The following is a 906-nucleotide window of genomic DNA, read 5'->3' on the forward strand; positions in this document are numbered from 1 at the left end:
GGTTTCTTCGTGGTCGGCGAGCCAGCGTTCGGCGTCGATGGCGGCCGAGCAGCCGCTGCCCGCGGCGGTGACGGCCTGCCGGTAGGTGCGATCCACCAGGTCCCCGGCGGCGAACACCCCCTCGATCGACGTGGCCGTGGTGCGGCCCTGGACCAACACATACCCCTCGGGATCGGTCTCAAGCACCTCGCGCACCAACTCCGAGCGCGGGTCATGCCCGATCGCCACGAACACCCCGCTCACCGCCAACGTGGACACCTCACCGCTGACGGTGTCGCGCAGCCGCAACCCCGTCACCGTCTGCTCACCCTCGACCGCCTCCACAGCCTTGTTGGTCACGATGGTGATCTTGTCATTGGCCCGCGCCCGCTCCAGCATGATCCGGCTGGCCCGAAACTCCTCGCGCCGGTGCACCAGGGTCACGCTGCGGGCAAAGCGGGTCAAAAAGGTGGCCTCCTCCATCGCCGAGTCCCCACCCCCGATCACCGCGATGTCTTGATCCCGGAAAAAGAACCCATCACAGGTCGCACACGAGCTCACCCCGCGCCCCAGCAACTCCTGCTCCCCGGGCACCCCCAAATAGCGGGCCGCCGCACCCATCGCCAAGATCACCGAGCGCGCCCGATGCGTCTGGCCCTCGGCCGTGGTCACCGTCTTGACCGGCCCCTCCAGCGACACCGACTCCACGTCTTCCATCCGCAGATCCGCGCCAAAGCGCAACGCCTGCTCCCGCATCTGATCCATCAACTCCGGACCCGTGATCCCATCGCGAAAACCCGGGAAATTCTCCACCTCGGTGGTCGTCATCAACGCCCCACCAAACGAGGTCCCCTCAAACACCACCGGCGCCAACTGCGCCCGCGCCGCATACAACGCCGCGGTATACCCAGCAGGACCCGAACCAAT

1 protein-coding gene is annotated in these 906 nt (G+C 67.2%); it reads right to left on the bottom strand.

The annotated features are described in order from the left end of the window. Window positions 1-906 (bottom strand): thioredoxin-disulfide reductase (trxB, locus tag A5688_RS06475; protein ID WP_120312490.1); only part of this gene is annotated, 906 nt, incomplete at both ends.

Origin of the sequence: Mycobacterium mantenii, assembly GCF_001667865.1 — a bacterium.
GTDB classification, from domain to species: Bacteria; Actinomycetota; Actinomycetes; order Mycobacteriales; family Mycobacteriaceae; genus Mycobacterium; species Mycobacterium mantenii_A.